The following is an 18,802-nucleotide window of genomic DNA, read 5'->3' as shown; positions in this document are numbered from 1 at the left end:
ATCGGCTTTCGAGTGACCAGCCTATTGGCCGACCTCTCCTCATTCTGCCGGATTCCGGATTAACCGGTAGCCTTCCGCATGGAACCAATCTGATTCGGCAAGGGCTCGGTACAACGCTGACTTCCAAGAATTCGGATCATGTGCGACGCGGGACCTTTGTTGCTGCTGTAAATGTTCGCGCAAACCTGCGGCACCTAGCAGACGGGCGATCTCCGCAAGACCGAAAGAGATGTCCACCAATTCGGAAGAGGCCTGCGAACCATAGAGCTCAGCGAGCCTGAACATCTCAAAGTGACGAACGACACGGCGACCGTCTAACTCGCGCCATTCCCTAGGAGCAAGCGCACTGAAGACTATCCCCGGTGGAGATGTGTTTAGGATTGCGGCATGCAACCACACCCCTGCTGGTAGCGCGTCAAAATACGGATGAAGGGACTGGTCCTCTGCACAGTCCGCCTCATGTGCCAGCTTCAGCTTGTTGCAATCTGAACACGCGGGGACGAGATTTGCCGGCGTGATGGCAAGGCTGGGGTAGGCCGACTTTGGCAGGTAATGATCCAGCGTCGCTACTACACGATGCCCACAAAGGGGACAGATGCCGTGTGCAGGCGCGAGCTTGATCGCGTCGTAAATGTGCCGAGCCTTCGATCTCTGTCTCGAAAAGTTGCCCTTATAAAGAGCTTCCATTTCTTTTGTCGTAACTAGGCCGCCGACGTCCTCAGCCGAATCAGTGAGAAATAGTTCGCCCCGCCCGGCAGCCCCAAAGTATGACGCCTCGACGTCAACCAATACGTGCTCCGCCTCAGAGAGTGCTGCGTGAAGCCGCTCGTCACGCACAGTCTCAAGGCAAAGCTCCAAGGCCTTCTTCACATCTGCACGCGGCAAAGGGAGCCTTTTCATTGCCCACCTGCGTTTCGAAGTGCGACAAGATTCCGCACAAGAGCTCGACTCTCCGCACCAAGTTGATTGCCAAACCTTTCGACAATCGCTTCATATGAGGAACCCGGCGTCGCTGCCGCCTGACGAAGCAGTTGGTGAAAGCCCGCATTCGTCACCTCGAAACCGAACACCTCGCGCGTCAGCACACCCACGTTTTCTCCAAACGTTTCAATCTCGGGTCTCTCGGCAGCGGATTCCGCACCAGCCCGCCTGAGCTTCCAGACACAAGACCGCGGTACTTCCTGAAGGACGACCGGTGAGTGAGTCGCAATAATGGCGACCCCGTTGCGAGATACGAGAAGGTCAGACACCGCTCGCACAAAGGCTGACAGAAGTGGGGGATGAAGGTGGCCCTCCGGCTCGTCGATGATTACGAGCGTACGCTCTTCCACAAGTTCTACTAACCTGGTCGTGGTTAATAGAACAATCGCGTGGCCTGAGCTCAACCGTCGAAACAGGCGCTTAGCGATGTCCCGCCACTCCTCGTCGTTTGTACCAAGAATCTGGCCCACATCGGCTTCTGCAAACAGAGGATCTGCGGACAGGGTAGCGATAGCACGCTCCCATCTATCTTTTCGTGGCCCTGTGCGACAGAGCCCAATACTTGTCACAAAATCGTCGGCGAGCTCTAAGGGAGACTTGACCTGACTCAGGCGCTGGCCTCCAAGCGTAGTAACGTTTCGAAGGCCCACGAACGCAGCCTTCGCTCGCAATACCGCTGGATCGGGAGGGACATAGTCATCGAATACACTAAACGAAACCGAAACAAGCCCCGCGAACCACCACTGACCTTGATTCTCCCCCGCCAAACGGATCGTACCTCGGGGGACTCCCTCCTGATCAATATTGAGAATGGTGTTGACCATGCTCTGCATACAACTAGTCTTCCCCACCCCATTGCGCCCCACTAACACATGAACATTCGTCGGAGGCTCAGATTCAGGCGTGACAACAAATTGGAGAACAGGTGGCGGACCGACGCCCTCTAAGCGCCTATCAGGCAGCTGATAATCAAATTCGAACGGGGTGAGGACAGCATCGCCGTGCGCAAGTCGATGCCAACGATTCCGAACATTGGATTCGTTTATAGCTCTGAGTATCGAGGTACGCATTACGCCTTCAGCAGCATGCTGATCTAACACAGCGAGATCGTAAGCGCAGTCTTGCAGTCCGACCAAAAGCCGACGCTTAAAGTCAGGGTCAAGGTTATTGAGGGTCTCGTAGTAATTCTCGTCTTGCCCAAGAGAGAAAAATCTACCGGGCTGCAACGACTCGAACCTGTCCGGAAGCGTAGGGCTGCGCATGCCGGGGGTCGGTGCTGCGCCACCCGGCGAGGGAATGATGCCTGCCTCGCCGATTTTTACCGAGCCGGGCTGATGACGCACGCCATTGACGTCAAAGACAACCATGGTGAACATTGTTCGGTAGCTAAACCAGTCGTCCCAATAGTCGACGACAAGATAAACCGCCGACGCGGCTCGTTGTGGCAGATCACGCACGCTGGTTACGACAAAGAACATTTCCCCTCCGTGGAACGTTAATCTAGAAGTTATCCGAGACGACTACTCATCAGGTCGTTGGTGTCCCTACCAATCGCTTCCGCTTCTACCTCGCCAAGAAAGTCGGCCCAGCGCTGTAAGGCCTCTCGCCGCTCGTCAATGTAGTCGTAACGGTTGTATACACCAACAAGTCCTTTGATCGAGTGATTTAAACAGCGCTCCGCCACATGCGGGGCTGTACCCAGAGCTTCTAAGTGCGTCCGGGCTGTTCGCCTCAGATCGTGCAAGGTGAAATGATCCACCGACGCCATCAATGGCCTAACGCACTTGGCGAGCGCCGCATTGATCGTGTCCGCACTGATGTACGGAACCATTCGGCTTTGCATCTTCCTTGCCGGCAAGATCCACTCACTCCCCCCACCTAGTGCAATTAGCGCCGCCACCGCTGACACCGCCTGAGTCGGCAGCGGAATGCTGATCTCTCTGTCCGACTTCGTGCGAACTGCCGGAATTCGCCAGATAGAGTCAACAAGGTCGAATTCCTCTACCCGTGCTTGAATGAGCTCGGATTTGCGCACTGCGAGCATCAGAAGCAAACGGACACAGAGTCCATTCTGAACGGTCCAACCATTTGCTTTCTCCATCGCAGCCAGCAACGACCGGAGCTCGGTGACAGATAACCATCGAGTCCTCGATCGCGCCTTGCCTCCGGCATCCGAAGCATCGAACATTGATGCCGGGTTGCTTTGTATCCGCCCAAGCTTCATGCCGAAGTTAAAAATCTGCGTAAGACACCCGAGAATTTTCGTCGATGTGGAGGGGGCATCCTTCGCGATCGCGCTAATAAAACGATCGACGTGAGAAGGCCTAACATCGGCAAGCGCAAGAGATCCAATCGCCGGTTTAATCCTGTTGTTGATCCATGATCTAACAACCTCAGGATGTTTCAGCCGGCCCTCTATATATCGCTCGTAGAAGTTGTCGGCTAGCGCCCCCACAGTGAGGCCGTCACGCTCCGCGAGGACTCTCTCACTCGCAGCTCTGACCCGATCCTTTTTTAGATGCCCGACATCGTGGCCAAGCGCGATCTCAGCCCTGAGCTTTTTCGCCTGCGCTCTCGCGTCCGCGAGTGATATATCACGATAGCTGCCCAAGTGAAGAGTTCTGGGCTGTCCGCCGATGCTGTATCGCAGAAACCACCGTGGATAGAGATCGCGGCTCCGATAGCGAAGCCAGAGATTGTCGCCATCCCCCCGGGCTTCGAATCGCTCGGCGTTCTTGATCCAGTCGTTGATGACTGTTTTTGAAAGCTTCCCCACGAGCATTCCTCGGCGTGTACCCAATCAAGGAACCAGTCCTTGGGTACGCGCTAGGGTACACGAGGACTATGACTTTCCGGGAGACATCCATAGACATCAGTGGACGGCAGGTCGGCGCAATGACGGCCTCACAGCTAAGTTTCTTCCTCAAATAGATCTACGTAGATCGCCCGAGACATCACTCGATGTTCTGAACCTGCTCACGCATCTGCTCGATCAGCACCTTCAGCTCAACGGCCGCATTGGTCGTACGCGAGTCGACAGACTTCGAGCCCAGCGTATTCGCCTCGCGATTGAACTCCTGCATGAGGAAGTCGAGGCGACGACCCACCGGCTCTTTCAGCGCGAGCACAYGACGAGCTTCGGAGATGTGGGTGGCGAGGCGATCGAGTTCCTCGTCCACGTCGATGCGGGTGATCTGCAGGACCAGTTCCTGCTCCAGGCGACCCGGTTCCACCGGCTGGCGCATATCGGCGAGGCGGGTTTCGAGGCGCAGCCGCAGTGCGGCCTGGATCTCCGGCAGCCAGCCGCGGACGTCGCCAACGATCTTCTCGATCCCGTTCAAGCGTTCGATCAGCAACTCGCCCAACTTGGCGCCCTCGCGGCCGCGGGTGTCGTTGAGGGCGACCAGGGCCCGGTCGAGTACCTCGATCAGGGCAACCTGGAGGGCGTCGGCGTCGGTCTCCGCCTGGCGCAGCACGCCCGGGAAGCGCAGCAGCTCGGTGAACTCGATCGACATGCGCGGGAAGCGCTGTTCGAGGTCCAGCGCCAGTTCGGACAGGCGCGCCAGCATCTGGCCGTTGACCTGCAGGCCTTCGCTGGAGCCGGCTTCGCTGCGCAGGCGCACCGTGAGATCGACTTTGCCGCGCGACAGGTGGGCACCGATCCGCTCGCGCAGGGCGCTCTCGAAGCTGCGCAGCTCCTCGGGCAGCCGGGGGCTGATCTCGAGGTAGCGGTGGTTCACGGTGCGCAGTTCGCAGGTGAGGGTGCCGGTGGGGCCGGCGCTCTCGGCGGAGGCATAAGCGGTCATGCTGCGGATCATGGATGGCTCGCGTACGCGGCGGGGAAGACCGCAATGGTAAACTGACCCACCGTCCGCGCCCAAATCAGGTTATCCATGACTTTTTCCCGTCCGAGCGGCCGCGCCGCCGACCAGCTGCGCGCCGTCAGCATCGAACGCCATTACACCCGTCACGCGGAAGGGTCCGTTCTCGTGTCCTTCGGGGACACCAAGGTGCTGTGCACGGCCTCGGTCGAAGAGCGCGTGCCACCGTGGCTCCGCGGCAAGGGTGAGGGCTGGGTCACGGCCGAGTACGGCATGCTGCCCCGCGCCACGACCGACCGCACCCAGCGCGAAGCCGCGCGCGGCGGCCAGGGCGGCCGCACGATGGAAATCCAGCGCCTGATCGGCCGCTCCCTGCGTGCCTGCGTGGACCGCGCCGCCCTCGGCGAGCGGGTCATCACGCTCGACTGCGACGTCATCCAGGCCGACGGTGGCACCCGCACGGCGGCGATCACCGGCGCCTATGTCGCCCTGGTGGATGCCGTGGCGACGCTGACCAAGCGCAACGCCATCAAGCGCAATCCTATTCTCGGTGCGATCGCGGCCGTGTCGGTCGGCATCTATAACGGGGTGCCCGTGCTCGACCTCGACTACGCCGAGGACTCGAACTGCGACACCGATATGAATGTGGTGATGAACGACGGTGGCGGTTTCATCGAGGTGCAGGGCACGGCCGAAGGCCACGCCTTCCGCCGCGAGGAGATGGACGCCCTGATGGACCTCGCCGCGAAGGGCATCAACGATCTCGTGGCCGCCCAGCGCGCCGCGCTCGAGAGCGCCCCGTGACCGAGGTACGGGGCGCCACCGCGGGGGATCTCGACGCCATCGTCGCGATCCATCGTGCCGCCTTCGGTCGCGATGCCGAGGCCGATCTGGTCCGCCGCCTGGTCGCCGCCGGACGGGCCGCGATCTCGCTGGTTGCCGTCGACGATGAGGACACGGTGCTCGGCCATGTGTTGTTCTCGCCGGTGACCATCGAAGAAGGCGACGACGGCAAGTCGCTCGGCCTGGCCCCGGTCGCCGTCCATCCCGATCACCAGCGCCAGGGCCTCGGCCACGACCTGATCGAGGAAGGCATCGGTGCCTGCTTCGTGCAGGACGCCCGCGCGGTCTTCGTTCTGGGCTCGCCGGCTTATTACACCCAGTTCGGGTTCACCAAGGCCTCCGTGCACGACCTGCACGATGCTTACGAAGGCGGCAATGCCTTTCAGGTGCTGCCACTCACCATCGACGGCCTCGCCGGCTATCGCGGCCGCGTGAACTACGCGCCTGAATTCGCTGAGCAGGGGCTCTGAACCGATGCGTCTGGTCCTGGCTTCGGGTAATGCGGGCAAGGTGATCGAGCTGGAGCAATTGCTCGCCGGCAGCGGCGTGCAGTTGGTGCCTCAGACGGCGCTCGGCGTGAGCGACGCCGAGGAGACCGGCCTGACCTTCGTCGAAAATGCACTGATCAAAGCGCGCCACGCGGCACGGGCCACGGGCATGCCTGCGCTTGCCGACGATTCGGGCATCTGCGTGGACGCCCTCGGTGGCGCGCCCGGCCTGTATGCCGCGCGTTATGCCGGCAAACATGGCGATAGCGCGGCGAACAACGCCAAGCTGTTGCACGAACTGGCCGGCGTGCCGACCGACAAGCGCAGCGCGTACTTCATCGCGGTACTGGTGGTGCTTCGCCACGCCGACGATCCGGCGCCGCTGATCGCGGAAGGCCGCTGGCACGGCCGCATCCTCGAGGCACCGCGCGGCGAAGGCGGCTTCGGTTACGACCCGCTCTTCCTTCCTGCCGGCCACGAACTCGGCGCCGCCGAACTGGATCCCGCCTTGAAAAACCGCCTGAGCCATCGCGGCCAGGCGCTCGAGGTGCTCAAGGCGCGCTTCGCCGAGCTGTCATGATCCTCGTCCCGCCGCCGTTATCGCTGTACGTCCACATGCCGTGGTGCGTGCGCAAATGCCCGTACTGCGACTTCAACTCGCACGGTGTCCGTGGCACGCCTGCTTACGCCGAGTACGTGGACGTGCTGCTGGCCGATCTGGACGCGGACCTTCGCGACTTCGGCGAAGCGATCGGCGGCCGCCCGGTCGAAACCGTGTTCTTCGGCGGCGGCACGCCGAGCCTGTTCGCCCCGGAGCTGGTCGGTCGTTTTCTCGATGGCGCGCGGCAACGGCTGGCCTTCGCGACCCACGCGGAAATAACCCTGGAAACCAATCCGGGCACGGTCGAGCACGGTCGCTTCGATGGCTATCTCGCCGCGGGCGTGAACCGTATTTCGTTCGGCGTGCAGAGTTTCGATAACGAAAAACTGCATCGCCTCGGCCGCATCCACTCCGCCCACGAGGCTGAGGACGCGGTGCGCCAAGCGCAGGACGCCGGCATCGACAACATCAATATCGACCTGATGTATGCCCTGCCGGAGCAGACACTCGAAGGCGCGCTGGACGACGTGCAGCGAGCCATGGCGCTGGCGCCCACGCATATCTCGCACTACCAGCTCACGCTCGAACCGAACACGGCCTTTGCCGCGAACCCACCGCCGCTGCCCGACGACGATGCCGCCTGGGCGATCCAGGAAGCCTGCGAGGCGAGCCTGGCCGCCGGCGGTTACGGCCAGTACGAAGTCTCGGCGTATGCCGCGACCGGTCGCCGCTGCGCGCACAACCTGAATTACTGGCGCTTCGGCGACTACCTGGGCATCGGTGCCGGCGCCCACGGCAAGATCACCGATGCCACCGGCGTGCGCCGCCGCTGGAAGACTCGCCTTCCCGCCGCCTACCTTGCTTCTTCCGGCCAGCCGGGCCGCATCGGCGGGGACAACCTCGTGGGTGCGGACGACCTGCCCTTCGAGTACATGCTCAATGCCTTGCGCCTGATCGACGGCGTTCCCGCAGCGGACTTCGCCGAGCGGACCGGCCTTCCTGCCGACACCATCGCTCCGGCCCGCGCCGCCTGTATCGCACGCGGCTGGCTTGTGGACGATCCTGTCGTGCTTCGAACCACGCCACTGGGCCAACGCTTCCTCAACGACGTGATCGAAGCCTTCATGGCCTGATCGCTGCCGTTTCCGCCCCTAGTCCATCCGCTCTAAGCCGTAAGCCGACCAGCTCCCCGCTGGCGCCCAAGGGCTTCGGACGCCTAAACTCGACATCAGGCAGGGGAGAAACCAACTCGATGAGCACAGGAATGCAGCCCCCACACGGCAGAATGGGTCAGGTCGCCATTGCTTTGTCGCCGCGTGCGGAGCGCGAGGCACAGCAAGGCCTGTCGCTGTGCCTGACGTGGCTGGACATGCCGCTGCGCGAATCCCTGCGCGACTTCAGCCAGCGCCTGTTCGCGACGGCCGAAAGCACCCGTAACCACCTCGAGCAGCAAGAGTGTTTCGAAAGCCGGAACATCATCGAGCGCGAGGGGCCAGCCTTCCGTAACCGCTTCGCCGCGCATCTGTCCGAGCGATTCCGTCGCCTGGGCGAAAACCCCGAAAACAAATCTGTCACGGGCGAGCACCTCTCGCTGGGCATGAACCTGAGCCTGGTCGATCCCGAGGAGCAGGAGCAGGCGGACGCACTGAGCAGCATGGCGGCACGCGGCGAAGCACGCAGCGCCAGCAGCCTGTTCGAACTGGGTTACCGAATGGCGGTGCTCGCCGGCACGCCGCCCCTCGAAGGTGAGGCCCTGCCTGCTGGCCCGCGTGTACTCACGGGCGCCCTCGAAGCGGCGGTCGCGCCGTTGCCGCTGACCAGCGCGCATCGACTGCTGCTGTTCCACGCCGTCGATACCCACGTGCTCGGGCATAGCGAAGCGTTCTACGGCGCACTCAACGAACATTACCGGACACGCGGCATCCTTCCCGGCTTCCGTGTCTATCCGAACGTCCGCGTTTCCACGCCGCCTGTCGCGGAACGTCGCGGTCGGCCCGGCGAGGGCGYGGCCCCGGGTGTCCCGTCAGGCGCTGGCGGCGGCGCAGCTGCGTCCGGCGGCACGAATGCCCCCGGCAGCAGCCACGAGGCCGCGGCAGTCAGTGCGACCAGCGAAGGCCATATCGGCGTTCTCGAAAGCCTGCGTGACCTGCTGGCCAACCGTGTGGCCGCCCAGGGTCGCGGCGCCGGCTTCGCGCCCGACCGCCTGGTTTCCCAGGACGAACTCCAGACCGCCCTGTCCGCCCTACAAGGCCACGTCTCCGAGGTCGCCGACGCCGCGCAGCGGGAGATCCGCAGCGCCCAGGCCCTGCGCGACGAATTGCTCAACCAGCTCAACCGCGGCCGGCCGGCTGGTTCGCCGCCCGCCGAACTCACCCTCGAGCAGGGCGATACGGTCGAGCTCACGGCCATGCTGTTCCAGAACCTCGGCCAGCAGCTTGGCGCCACCAGCCCAGGCCGTGCTGTCCTGGGTGGCCTGCAGTGGCCGATGCTGCGTGCAGCCGTGAACGACCGTGGCTTCTTCGATCGCCCCGAGCATCCGGCGCGCCAGCTGCTCGACACCGTCAGCGAAGCCGCCCAGCACTGGCTCGATCCCGCCGAGGGCGAGCCGGACGCCGCACTGATCGACCGGCTCGAACGCCTGGTTGTCGAGGCCAGCCACGCCCAGGTGATCGATCCCGCTTGGCGTTCCGAGATCGAACAACAGATCGCCCAGCTGTCGCGCAAGGCGCACGTGGCCGAGCGTCGGCAGATCGAAGCGATGGAAGGCCGCGACCGCCTCGAGCGCGCACGCCAGCGCGCCACCGAGATCATGAGCGAGCGGCTTGGCAGTGGTGCCGCGCCGCGCGGCGTCCTGCGCATCCTGCTGGAGCGGACCTGGGCGGACGTCCTCGCCCTGCATATTCTTCGTGGCGGCGAAACGGGCGAGGCCTTCCTTCATTGCCTCGGCGTCACCGACCAGCTGCTCGGCCGCCGACCGATCGCCGACGTGCAGAAGCTTCGCGTGGAAGTCGAGCGCGGTCTCGAACACCTCGGCATGCATCCGTCGGAGGCGGCCCAGGTGGCTGCCGGCCTGTTCGAAGCACCGGAAAAGCAGACCGACGAGGCACTCACGCCGACTGACGTCGCCCTGCGCCTCAAGCAACGCCCGAGGCTGGGCGAAGGCACGGCACATGGGGAGACCGTCGCGCCCGTCGAACCGACACCGCTCGATGCCGCGGCTCGGGCGGTCTACGACGGCTTTGCCACCCTGCGCTTCGGTACCTGGTTCGAATTCGTCCATGACGACGGCAACCTCAGCCGGCGCAAGCTGGCCTGGTTCTCACCAACAACGGGACGCTGCCTGTTCGTCAACCAGCGCGGCAGCCGTGCCGAAGACATGGATCTGACGCGGTTGGCCCGGCTCATCGCCCGAGGCGAAGCGCGTGAATGGCGTGAGCAACGCATGTCCTTCATCGATCGCGCCTGGCAAGCCGTGGCGCGCAGCCTGCGCCGTGACGGCATGCACGAAACACGCATGGCAGGCCACGCATGAGTCAGGAATTCGAACAACGCCGCGCGCCACGCAAGCGGGTCACCTCGCCCATGCCGATTGTCGACGGCATGACCGAGCGGGTGATCGGTCAGCTCGGCAATCTCTCCGCCACGGGCCTGATGGCACTGACGACGCAGGCCCCGTGCAGTAGCGGCGTGTACCAGGTGAGCTTCACGCTGCCGGACGCGCAGCACCGCGAACATCGGGTCGAGATCGGCATCCAGGAGCAGTGGCACGAACCTGCTGCCTCGGCCGGACAATTCTGGGCCGGCTACCGCATCGTGGCCGCCAGCGAGGACGATGTCCGGGCCATCGACGAGTGGATCGGTCCGCCGCCGGACTGAACGGGAGGTCGCGACCATGCTTTACGACGCACCGCACAGGGGATCACCATCGCCCATCATGAGCGATGCCACCACCATCCTGGTCGATACCGACCTCGAACGCGACGATGCCGCGGCCGCCGCCACCGGCCTCTATTTGAGGCTGGCCGGCGACGGCACGATCTCGCCTGTCTATGAAGTCGAAAGCGAACCGCGTTTTCGTGTGCTCGATGAACGCCTTACCCAGGACACCGGCGTTTACGCGATCGGCCTGCATGCCAGCAGCCACCGCTGGCGCGACGACGAACACGGCGGTGCACACCTGGTCGAGGGCGGCCCGGAAAACGGCATTTTCTGCCGCTACGACGGCAGCTTCACTATCCGCTGTCCGGAATGTCGCCAGCCCCTGGCGCCCGGCGATGAAGGCAGCGAAGCGCTGGAAGAAGCCCTGGCGGTCTGGTGCGACGCGCCCAACTCCGCGTATGTGGCCTGTCCGGGCTGCGCAGCGTGGACGCCGCTCACGCTCTGGCGCTCGCCTGCTCATGATTTCGCCGTCGGGCACTTCGCTATCACCTTGTACGGCGCGCACCTGCGCAGCCTGACCGACGGCCAGAACGACCACGCCGCGACCCTGCTCCGCCACCGCCTCGGCGACGTCGCCGGCGATTTCGCCGTGGTCTACGCCCGCGCCTAGACGATCCAGAGGCTTGGCTACGGGATCGCCGAGGCGCACCATTGGCGTTTGCCCCGCCCCCTATTCCCCGGAGATCGACGATGAACGACGCGCTGGCCGCGCTCTACCCGCAGCACCTCGCCACCTTGCGTGAGCGCACCGATACCGCGCTAGCGCGCGGCGGTTTCGACCACCTCGTCGTCCCGGCCGGCCGACCGATCACCAAGTTCCTCGACGACCAGGACTACCCCTTCATCGCCAATCCGCATTTCAAGCACTGGCTGCCTCTGGTGGACGCCCCGGGCAGCTGGCTGGTCTATACCCCGGGCGAGAAGCCCAAGCTGGTCTTCCTGCAGCCGCGCGATTACTGGCACGTGGTGCCGGAAGCGCCGTCGGGCTATTGGGTCGATTCGTTCGACATCGTCATCGTGCGCAAGCCGGCCGATGCGATCGCCGAACTGCCGCAGTCACTCGCCCGCTCGGCGATCATCGGCGATCAGTACTGCGCGCTCGACGAGGTCTGTGCGAACAACCCGCCGGCGGTGGTCGATCACCTGCATTACCACCGTGCGTTCAAGACGCCCTACGAAATCGCGCTGATGCGCGAAGCCAGCCGTCACGGTACGCGCGGTCACCGCGCGGCCGAACAGGCGTTCCGCAACGGCGAGAGCGAGCTCGGCATCCACTTCGCCTACCTCAAGGCCGTCGGCCAGATCGACGCCGAGCTGCCGTACGCCAGCATCGTCGGTCTCAACGAGCACGGTGCAGTCCTGCATTACACCAACTTCGATCGCAAGGCACCGGCCGAGAGCCGCTCCTTCCTGATCGATGCCGGCGCGAGTGCCTCCGGTTACGCGAGCGACATCACGCGCACGTATGCGGGCAAGAACTTCGGCGAGTTCCAGGCACTGATCGACTCGGTCGACGCGGCCGAGCAGTCGTTCGTGTCAAAGGTGCGTGCGGGCCAGAGCTATCCCGAACTGCACGTGCACGCCCACCACGCGCTCGCCGGCGTGCTGCGCGAGCACGGCTTCATTCGCATGAGCGCGGAAAGCGCGGTGGAATCCGGCGTATCGTCGGCGTTCTTCCCGCACGGCCTCGGCCATGGTATCGGCCTGCAGGTGCACGACGTCGCCGGTTTCGCGGCCGGTGAAACCGGTGGCACCATCGCCAAGCCGGAAGGCCATCCGTACCTGCGCCTGACGCGCAACCTCGAAGCCGGCATGGTGGTCACCATCGAACCGGGCATCTACTTCATCGACATGCTGCTGGCCGAACTGAAGAACAAGCCGTTCGCCAGCGACATCGACTGGGCCAAGGTCGATGCCTTCCGCAAGTACGGCGGCATCCGCATCGAAGACGACGTGGTCTGCACCACGGGCGAGCCGGAAAACCTGACGCGCGATGCCTTCGCGCTGATCTGATCCGTACGGCACGGCGCCCGTGCCGTGCTGTTTGTAGGAGCCGATTCATCGGCGAAAGGGTGCTAGCCACACCCTTTCCCGTTCTCGCGGGCGCGCCCCACTCGCACAAAGCCAAGGACGACGACGTCCCGCTAGCGAGACTGGCATCGAAGCCCGCGCCACATGACGAGCATGGTCAAGCCGCATAAGCGGCTCGCCAGGACACTCGACATGGACCAGCTACACGGCCGCACCTGCATGAACGCGATGCATAAGGGGTTACTCGCCTCGGCACTCGCCGCAGCAGCTTGCCTCTCCACTCCCGTCGTTGCGCAAGAACCGCCTCCGCCGCCTGCTGAGATGACGGACCTTCAATGGCAGCGGCTCGAGAAGCAGATCAACGATCGCGCAAACGAGACCGCGAACAGCCAGAAATTCTTCGAGGACGACCGGCGCCCTATTGTCGTGAAGACAAGGTTAGATCGGCCATCGAAGGTGCTGATCCTGGAAATCGACAGGAGCTTCAGCAAGGACGTCGGAAGCCTCGAGCTTGAGGACTTCATGTCGCATATCAGAGTCGGGATGGAGGATCTGACGGGACTCATCTCGGGATTCACTACAACGGAGTGGATAATCGGTGGTCATGATATGGACTACTGGTTCAACGAAGTAGACCCGGAGTCAATACGCCCTGACACTCCAGAGCAGGTTTCTACCGCACAGACTGCCCGCCCCAAGGTAGTAGTCGCGGCGGGGCACGGCACATACTTCCATCAAAAGTTGAAGTGGACCACTCAAAGGGATTGGGTGAATGGCGTTCTCGAAGATGAGATAACCACCGTCTTCGCAAAAGAGCTTTCTTTCTTTACCGAGCGAAACGGAGCAGATCCGATAAGAATCAGGGGAGCGGACGTCGGTCTTATACATCAGCCAAGCGGCAAGCCCTGGAACAGCCTGGCCGCCCGATACACGCTTAAGAACTGGCGGCCAGATCGTCCAGAGATATGAAACAGCAAGCCCGAAAGCACCGACGCGCGCCGAGAAATGCACCAAGACATCAGAAGCCGCCCGTACTATGCGAACTCGATCGGGGCAGATGCAGTAGTGCATATCCACACAAATGCCGACAAGCCTGCGGCCACGGGGACGCGTATTCTCGTGCATACCGGTCGCGCGGGCGACTTTCGTCTCGCACAACTTGCGCTGTGCGGCATGAAGGAAGCGATTCACTCTGATACTCGGTTCGCCAACTTTCCCGTTCCGCGAGATCCCTCGGTCGTGCACGACAAAGGTGAAAACTCGTACGCAAAGGTTCCTTCCATGATCGTGGAAGTCGGCTTTCATTCAAACGTAGGTGACGCGAAGCTTCTCCAGGATCCAGATTTCCAGAAACTCTCGATGCGAGGCCTTGCCAAAGGCATGCGCCTTTTTCGCGAAGGGGCGTCCTGCGCACCCTTCCTCGTGAAGCCGGCGGAACCGATGACGGCCGTGGTGGGCAGAGACTCGCACATGCCGATCAGTATCAGCGGGAACCCCGTTTATCCGGTCAATCTCATCTCGACGCAGCTGAGCTGCCCCGAAGGCAAGAAATGTAGCCCCAAAGTTCGATCGGTCTACAGCAAGAAGGAAGCCGATGCATATCGCTTCGGCCATTTGTGCTGGCGTGGGGACGAATCTAAGCCACCAGTCGAGTTCCGGGTCGAAGCTAAGGACTTCGAGGGCCTTCGCACAGAACCTGTGATCTACCAGTTGAAGTGTGTGAGCGGCTAAGCCCTCGGTGGCGGGCCGGCCGGCAGCGTGAAGCCGGTCGGCACGTCCCGCGATAGGTGATCTACCCGCTCACGGACCCTCGTGCTTCGGCATCGGATCCCGCTTCAACGTTGCCTCGTCATCCGAGTGCACCTCGTACCAGATGGCGTTGAGGATGCCGAAGGCGGCGGCAAGGCCAAGGCCCAGTATCCAGGCGAAATACCACATGTCGTCGCTCCTTCAGTACAGGCTGTGCGACTTGCGCACGTGTTCGAGGGTGACCCGGCCGCGCATGACACGGTAGACCCATCCGGTGTAGAGCAGGATCAACGGGATGAAGACGACGGTGACGCCAAGCATGATCAGCAGCGTGCCGCGGCTGGACGATGCGTCCCACACCGTGAGGCTGGATGTGGGATCAGCCGCCGAAGGCATGAGGAACGGGAACAACGCGAAGCCCGCGGAGAGGATGGTTCCGGCCACGGCGAGGCAGCTGCAGAAGAAGCCCAGGAAGCCGCGCCGGCCGACGAACAGCTGCAGACCGAGCGCGCCAACGAAAGCGATGACCGGGCCGGCCCAGAAGTACGGATGCGTGAGATAGCTGGCGAACCACGATCCACCGACCGCCACCTGCTTGTTCATCGGGTTGGACATCGCATCGGTCACGACAGGTCCCGATACGGCGTAGCCTGGGATGCCGTACGCCAACCAGATGCCGGCGAGCACGAACAAGACGATGTACACCGCGGAGGCGATACGTGAGACCTTCGCCGCGCGTTCCGCGATAAGCAGGTCGGCCTTCATCGCGGCCCAGCTCGCGCCATGCGCCAGCAGCATGCTCAGACTCACCAATCCCGACAGCAGCGCGAACGGCCGGAACAGCTGGAAGAAGCTGCCATCCCAGGTCATCCGTAAATCGCCGTCGTAGTGGAACGGCAATCCGAGGAACAGGTTGCCGAAGGCCACACCGCAGACCAGCATCACGATCACGCCCGAGGCGATCAAGCACGTATCCCACACGAGCCGCCAACGCGGATCGTCCACCTTCTCGCGAAAGTTGAAACCCACCGGCCGGATGATGAAGGCGACAAGCAGGACGAACATCGCCACGTACAGACCGGAGAACGAGGCGGCATAGAGTAGCGGCCACGCGGCGAACACCGCGCCGCCACCGAGGATGAACCACACCTGGTTACCTTCCCACGTCGGCTCGATGGTTTCGAGCAGGACCACGCGCTCGTGCTCGTCGCGACCAAGAATGCGCAACAGCGCGGCCACGCCGAAGTCGAAGCCGTCCATGATGGCAAAGCCGATCAGCAGGATGCCGATCAGCGCCCACCAGATCACACGCAGCGTTTCGTAATCGAACATGTCGTTCTCCTCAGACCGTCTGCGCGGTGACGGGAATGGCGTCCGCTCGCTTCGGCCACATGCCGAGGCCGTCCGGTCCCTTGCGGGCGAACTTGAGCATCAGGTAGCCATCGACAAAGGCCAGCGCCGTGTAGAACAGGACGAAGCCACCCAGGGAAATCCAGACCTGCCCTGCCGTGAGCGAAGACGCTCCCAGCGCGGTTGGCAGCACGCCTTCAATCGCCCAAGGCTGCCGACCGTACTCGGCGACGATCCAGCCAAGCTCGGCGGCCACCCACGGCAGCGGCAGGCTCCACAGAGCCACCTTGAGAAATCTACGGCCGTCGAGACGCCGCGTGCTCGAGCGCCAGAACGCGTAGCCGAACAGGAAAATGAAGTACATGCCACACGCGACCATGATGCGGAACGACCAGAACAGCACCGGGACATTCGGAATCGTGCTGTCGGCGGCCTTCTGGATGTCGGCCGGTGTGGCCTTGCGCGGATCGTCCATGAATCGCTTGAGCAGCAACGCGTAACCCATGTCCTTGTCGTGCGCGGTGAGGATCGCCTTCGCCTGCTCGTCGCCCTTGTTCTCCCGAAGAACGAGCATGGCGTCGTACGCCTTGATGCCATCGGCAATGCGAATCTTGGCATCGTCGACAAGGGCAGCGATGCCGGGAATCGGCTGGTCGATGGAACGTGTGCCGATCAGTCCCATGACCCAGGGCACGCGGATCGCCGCATGCGTCTCGCGTGCTTTCACATCGGGCAGGCCGAACAGCGTGAACGACGCCGGCGCCGGCTCGGTCTCCCACATGGCCTCGATCGCGGCCATCTTCATCTTCTGGTTTTCGGAGACGGTGTAGCCGGATTCATCACCCAGCACCACGACCGACAACGACGCGGCGAGGCCGAAGCTTGCTGCCACCGTCATCGAGCGCTTGGCGAAATCGACGTTGCGTCCGCGTAGCAGGTACCACGCGCTGATCGACAGCACGAACATCGCACCCATCGTGTAACCCGCGCTCACCGTGTGAACGAACTTGGACTGCGCGACCGGATTGAAGATGACCTCCTTGAACGAGGTGACCTCCATGCGCATGGTCTGCGGGTTGAATGCCGCACCGACCGGATTCTGCATCCATGCATTGGCGATGAGGATCCACAACGCCGACAGGCTGGTCGCCAGGGCGAGGAACCAGGTCACCAGCATGTGCTTCAACGGCGAGATGCGATCCCAGCCAAAGAAGAACAGACCGACCAGCGTGCCTTCGAGGAAGAAGGCCATCATCCCTTCGATCGCCAGCGGCGCACCGAAGATGTCACCGACGTAATGGGAGTAATACGCCCAGTTCGTACCGAACTGGAACTCCATGGTCACACCGGTGGCCACGCCCATGGCGAAGTTGATGCCGAACAGCACGCTCCAGAACTGGGTCATGCGTTTCCACACCTCGCGCCGCGTCATCACGTAGACGCTCTCCATGATGGCGAGCATGAACGCAAGGCCGAGCGTGAGCGGCACGAAGAGGAAGTGGTACAGCGCCGTCAATGCGAATTGCAGGCGCGACAGGCCGACGACATCGGGGTCGACGATCATGGCTTGGATCCCTGGGTAGAGGCGGAAGCGGGCGCGAGCATCCGTCCGACACCGGCGGGCGAGACGTCCGCGCGGGGCAAGGGCCGGATGGCCACGTACCAGATGAGCATGAGCAGGGCGAGCTTGGCGACGACGATCACCGACAGCTCGAGGACCAGCCTCGGCAGGGGCTTCTTGTCGCGCCAGCGACGGCGCCTGGGTGGAACGTCGACAACCATCGGTGCGACTCCCTCGATTCCCTGAACATCTGCCGGGCATCGTATGCCTGGCGAGCCGGCCGCGATCCATGGCCGATTGTCGCAACCGGCTGACCGCGTATGCTTCGCTTTCCCTCGTTGGCTGAAGCGTATCCCCGGGATGGTTCCGAATAAAGTGCGCTATGCCTCAGTCGACATCCTGCGCGGGATGACGGTGGCCGCCATGCTCCTGGTCAACGATCCCGGCGACTGGGGCCATGTCTGGTGGCCTCTGGAGCACGCCGAGTGGAACGGCTGCACGCCGACCGACTTCGTTTTTCCCCTCTTTCTCTTCATCGTCGGGGTGTCGGTATCGCTGGCCATCGTGCCGCGTATCGAAGCCGGCGCCGACCATGCACCGATTCGGCATGCGGCGTTGCGCCGCGCCGCCCGCGTCGTCGGATTGGGACTGCTCCTGAATCTCGTCGCGTGGCTGACCCTCCCCGAGGCCCACCTGCGCCTTCCTGGCGTGCTGCAGCGAATCGGTCTCTGCTTCGCGGCGGCGGCGCTGCTCGCCGTGGATACGCGGCCGCGCACGCGCGACCTTGTCGGCGTCGCGTTGCTGGTTGGCTATGGCGTCCTCCTGCTGGCCGGCGGCTCGCTCGACCCTTGGATCAATATCGCCAGCCGTGTGGATACCGTTGTCTTCGGTCCCTTCGTCTACATGACCGACGCTGCCAGCGGTCGCGGCCACGACCCCGAAGGGTTGTTGGCCACGCTCCCCGCCTTGGCCACAACCCTGCTCGGCATGCGCGCGGGGACGTGGCTTCGCTCGGGCGATACGCGCCGCCTGCTTACCGCGGCCGTCGCATGCGCCGTGGCCGGCTGGCTGCTGCAGCCACTCTGGCCGTTCAACAAGAACCTGTGGACGCCGAGTTACGTGTTGTGGACCGGCGGCTGGTCGTTCGCCGTGCTGGCGCTCTTCCACGTCCTGATCGATCGACGCGGCTGGCGACTGCCCGGGCGTGCCTTCGGGGTCAATGCCATCGCAGCCTATGCGGGCTCCGGATTGATGGTTTACCTGCTCATCGGCCTCGGTATTGCCGCGCCGCTGTACCGTGCGGCTTTCGCCTCGTGGATGACACCACTGTTCGGGCCATACGTACCATCGGCCGCCTGGGGTGTCGTCTTCGTTACGATCTGGTGGCTCGTCGTCCGCTGGATGGACAAGCGCGGCATCTACCTCAAGGTATAAGGCA

19 protein-coding genes are annotated in these 18,802 nt (G+C 63.2%); 11 read left to right on the top strand and 8 right to left on the bottom strand.

Annotated features, from left to right (window positions below; translation table 11 throughout):
- Positions 1–39: 39 nt before the first annotated feature.
- The 4 genes from AC1DYM_RS10850 to AC1DYM_RS10835 all read right to left on the bottom strand — a co-directional run bounded on the left by AC1DYM_RS10850 (position 40) and on the right by AC1DYM_RS10835 (position 4,799).
- Entirely contained in the window at positions 40–900 is an 861-nt protein-coding gene (locus AC1DYM_RS10850) for an HNH endonuclease (RefSeq protein ID WP_477338147.1), read from the bottom strand.
- On the bottom strand, positions 897–2,459 hold the full coding sequence (locus AC1DYM_RS10845) for an AAA family ATPase (RefSeq protein ID WP_477338145.1): 1,563 nt from the start codon (positions 2,457–2,459) through the stop codon (positions 897–899). The genes AC1DYM_RS10850 and AC1DYM_RS10845 overlap by 4 nt, the downstream gene beginning before the upstream one ends.
- 29 nt (positions 2,460–2,488) lie before the next feature.
- Complete coding sequence (locus tag AC1DYM_RS10840; protein ID WP_477338143.1) at positions 2,489–3,757, bottom strand: tyrosine-type recombinase/integrase; 1,269 nt, start codon at positions 3,755–3,757, stop codon at positions 2,489–2,491.
- A gap of 178 nt (positions 3,758–3,935) precedes the next feature.
- Positions 3,936–4,799 (bottom strand): YicC/YloC family endoribonuclease, encoded by an 864-nt coding sequence (locus tag AC1DYM_RS10835; RefSeq protein WP_477338141.1) that lies wholly within the window; start codon positions 4,797–4,799, stop codon positions 3,936–3,938.
- Between the two features lie 75 nt (positions 4,800–4,874).
- Here AC1DYM_RS10835 and rph point away from each other — a divergent pair, with 75 nt between their 5' ends.
- From rph to AC1DYM_RS10785, 10 genes are all read left to right on the top strand, one after another.
- Positions 4,875–5,606, top strand: a complete 732-nt coding sequence (gene rph, locus AC1DYM_RS10830; protein WP_477338139.1) for a ribonuclease PH — start codon at positions 4,875–4,877, stop codon at positions 5,604–5,606.
- Positions 5,603–6,115, top strand: coding sequence for a GNAT family N-acetyltransferase (locus AC1DYM_RS10825; protein WP_477338137.1), 513 nt, complete (start codon positions 5,603–5,605; stop codon positions 6,113–6,115). The genes rph and AC1DYM_RS10825 overlap by 4 nt, the downstream gene beginning before the upstream one ends.
- 4 nt (positions 6,116–6,119) lie before the next feature.
- Positions 6,120–6,713, top strand: a complete 594-nt coding sequence (rdgB, locus tag AC1DYM_RS10820; protein ID WP_477338135.1) for an RdgB/HAM1 family non-canonical purine NTP pyrophosphatase — start codon at positions 6,120–6,122, stop codon at positions 6,711–6,713.
- Positions 6,710–7,867, top strand: a complete 1,158-nt coding sequence (gene hemW / locus AC1DYM_RS10815) for a radical SAM family heme chaperone HemW (RefSeq protein WP_477338133.1) — start codon at positions 6,710–6,712, stop codon at positions 7,865–7,867. Before rdgB ends, hemW begins: the two co-directional genes overlap by 4 nt.
- A gap of 131 nt (positions 7,868–7,998) precedes the next feature.
- The gene (locus tag AC1DYM_RS10810; RefSeq protein WP_477338131.1) at positions 7,999–10,266 is read left to right on the top strand and encodes a DUF1631 family protein; all 2,268 of its coding nucleotides are present in this window, start codon (positions 7,999–8,001) and stop codon (positions 10,264–10,266) included.
- Positions 10,263–10,610: a PilZ domain-containing protein gene (locus AC1DYM_RS10805; RefSeq protein ID WP_046967982.1), complete on the top strand. Its 348-nt coding sequence runs from the start codon at positions 10,263–10,265 to the stop codon at positions 10,608–10,610. Before AC1DYM_RS10810 ends, AC1DYM_RS10805 begins: the two co-directional genes overlap by 4 nt.
- 58 nt (positions 10,611–10,668) lie before the next feature.
- Positions 10,669–11,283, top strand: coding sequence for a hypothetical protein (locus AC1DYM_RS10800; protein ID WP_477338129.1), 615 nt, complete (start codon positions 10,669–10,671; stop codon positions 11,281–11,283).
- Between the two features lie 80 nt (positions 11,284–11,363).
- Positions 11,364–12,686: a Xaa-Pro dipeptidase gene (pepQ, locus tag AC1DYM_RS10795; protein WP_477338127.1), complete on the top strand. Its 1,323-nt coding sequence runs from the start codon at positions 11,364–11,366 to the stop codon at positions 12,684–12,686.
- 210 nt (positions 12,687–12,896) lie between these two features.
- The gene (locus AC1DYM_RS10790; protein ID WP_477338125.1) at positions 12,897–13,673 is read left to right on the top strand and encodes a hypothetical protein; all 777 of its coding nucleotides are present in this window, start codon (positions 12,897–12,899) and stop codon (positions 13,671–13,673) included.
- Between the two features lie 36 nt (positions 13,674–13,709).
- Positions 13,710–14,435 (top strand): N-acetylmuramoyl-L-alanine amidase, encoded by a 726-nt coding sequence (locus AC1DYM_RS10785; protein WP_477338123.1) that lies wholly within the window; start codon positions 13,710–13,712, stop codon positions 14,433–14,435.
- Between the two features lie 69 nt (positions 14,436–14,504).
- On the opposite strand, the gene cydX is transcribed toward AC1DYM_RS10785, so the two are convergent.
- Genes cydX through cydP form a run of 4 tightly spaced genes read right to left on the bottom strand, consistent with a single transcriptional unit; the run spans position 14,505 to position 17,585 of the window.
- A complete protein-coding gene (gene cydX / locus AC1DYM_RS10780; protein ID WP_052767214.1) occupies positions 14,505–14,642 on the bottom strand; it encodes a cytochrome bd-I oxidase subunit CydX in 138 nt (45 codons plus the stop codon).
- A gap of 12 nt (positions 14,643–14,654) precedes the next feature.
- Positions 14,655–15,785: a cytochrome d ubiquinol oxidase subunit II gene (cydB, locus tag AC1DYM_RS10775; RefSeq protein ID WP_477338121.1), complete on the bottom strand. Its 1,131-nt coding sequence runs from the start codon at positions 15,783–15,785 to the stop codon at positions 14,655–14,657.
- 10 nt (positions 15,786–15,795) lie between these two features.
- Positions 15,796–17,364, bottom strand: a complete 1,569-nt coding sequence (locus AC1DYM_RS10770; RefSeq protein ID WP_477338171.1) for a cytochrome ubiquinol oxidase subunit I — start codon at positions 17,362–17,364, stop codon at positions 15,796–15,798.
- Entirely contained in the window at positions 17,364–17,585 is a 222-nt protein-coding gene (cydP, locus tag AC1DYM_RS10765) for a cytochrome oxidase putative small subunit CydP (RefSeq protein WP_046967977.1), read from the bottom strand. The genes AC1DYM_RS10770 and cydP overlap by 1 nt, the downstream gene beginning before the upstream one ends.
- 139 nt (positions 17,586–17,724) lie before the next feature.
- On the opposite strand from cydP, the gene AC1DYM_RS10760 reads away from it, so the two are divergent.
- A complete protein-coding gene (locus AC1DYM_RS10760; RefSeq protein WP_477338118.1) occupies positions 17,725–18,798 on the top strand; it encodes an acyltransferase family protein in 1,074 nt (357 codons plus the stop codon).
- The last annotated feature ends 4 nt before the right edge of the window (positions 18,799–18,802 follow it).

Source organism: Luteibacter sp. P1_D3, assembly GCF_056406135.1.
The sequence above is the reverse complement of the archived record's forward strand: the minus strand, read 5'-3'. Positions and strand labels throughout refer to the sequence as shown.

What these genes read in the sequence shown, in the direction of transcription:
- AC1DYM_RS10850 (WP_477338147.1), bottom strand. Translation starts at nt 900, where the DNA reads ATGAAAAGGCTCCCTTTGCCGCGTGCAGATGTGAAGAAGGCCTTGGAG.
- AC1DYM_RS10845 (WP_477338145.1), bottom strand. Translation starts at nt 2,459, where the DNA reads ATGTTCTTTGTCGTAACCAGCGTGCGTGATCTGCCACAACGAGCCGCG.
- rph (WP_477338139.1), top strand. Translation starts at nt 4,875, where the DNA reads ATGACTTTTTCCCGTCCGAGCGGCCGCGCCGCCGACCAGCTGCGCGCC.
- rdgB (WP_477338135.1), top strand. Translation starts at nt 6,120, where the DNA reads ATGCGTCTGGTCCTGGCTTCGGGTAATGCGGGCAAGGTGATCGAGCTG.
- hemW (WP_477338133.1), top strand. Translation starts at nt 6,710, where the DNA reads ATGATCCTCGTCCCGCCGCCGTTATCGCTGTACGTCCACATGCCGTGG.
- AC1DYM_RS10805 (WP_046967982.1), top strand. Translation starts at nt 10,263, where the DNA reads ATGAGTCAGGAATTCGAACAACGCCGCGCGCCACGCAAGCGGGTCACC.
- AC1DYM_RS10800 (WP_477338129.1), top strand. Translation starts at nt 10,669, where the DNA reads ATGAGCGATGCCACCACCATCCTGGTCGATACCGACCTCGAACGCGAC.
- pepQ (WP_477338127.1), top strand. Translation starts at nt 11,364, where the DNA reads ATGAACGACGCGCTGGCCGCGCTCTACCCGCAGCACCTCGCCACCTTG.
- AC1DYM_RS10790 (WP_477338125.1), top strand. Translation starts at nt 12,897, where the DNA reads ATGGACCAGCTACACGGCCGCACCTGCATGAACGCGATGCATAAGGGG.
- AC1DYM_RS10785 (WP_477338123.1), top strand. Translation starts at nt 13,710, where the DNA reads ATGCACCAAGACATCAGAAGCCGCCCGTACTATGCGAACTCGATCGGG.
- cydX (WP_052767214.1), bottom strand. Translation starts at nt 14,642, where the DNA reads ATGTGGTATTTCGCCTGGATACTGGGCCTTGGCCTTGCCGCCGCCTTC.
- cydB (WP_477338121.1), bottom strand. Translation starts at nt 15,785, where the DNA reads ATGTTCGATTACGAAACGCTGCGTGTGATCTGGTGGGCGCTGATCGGC.
- cydP (WP_046967977.1), bottom strand. Translation starts at nt 17,585, where the DNA reads ATGGTTGTCGACGTTCCACCCAGGCGCCGTCGCTGGCGCGACAAGAAG.
- AC1DYM_RS10760 (WP_477338118.1), top strand. Translation starts at nt 17,725, where the DNA reads ATGGTTCCGAATAAAGTGCGCTATGCCTCAGTCGACATCCTGCGCGGG.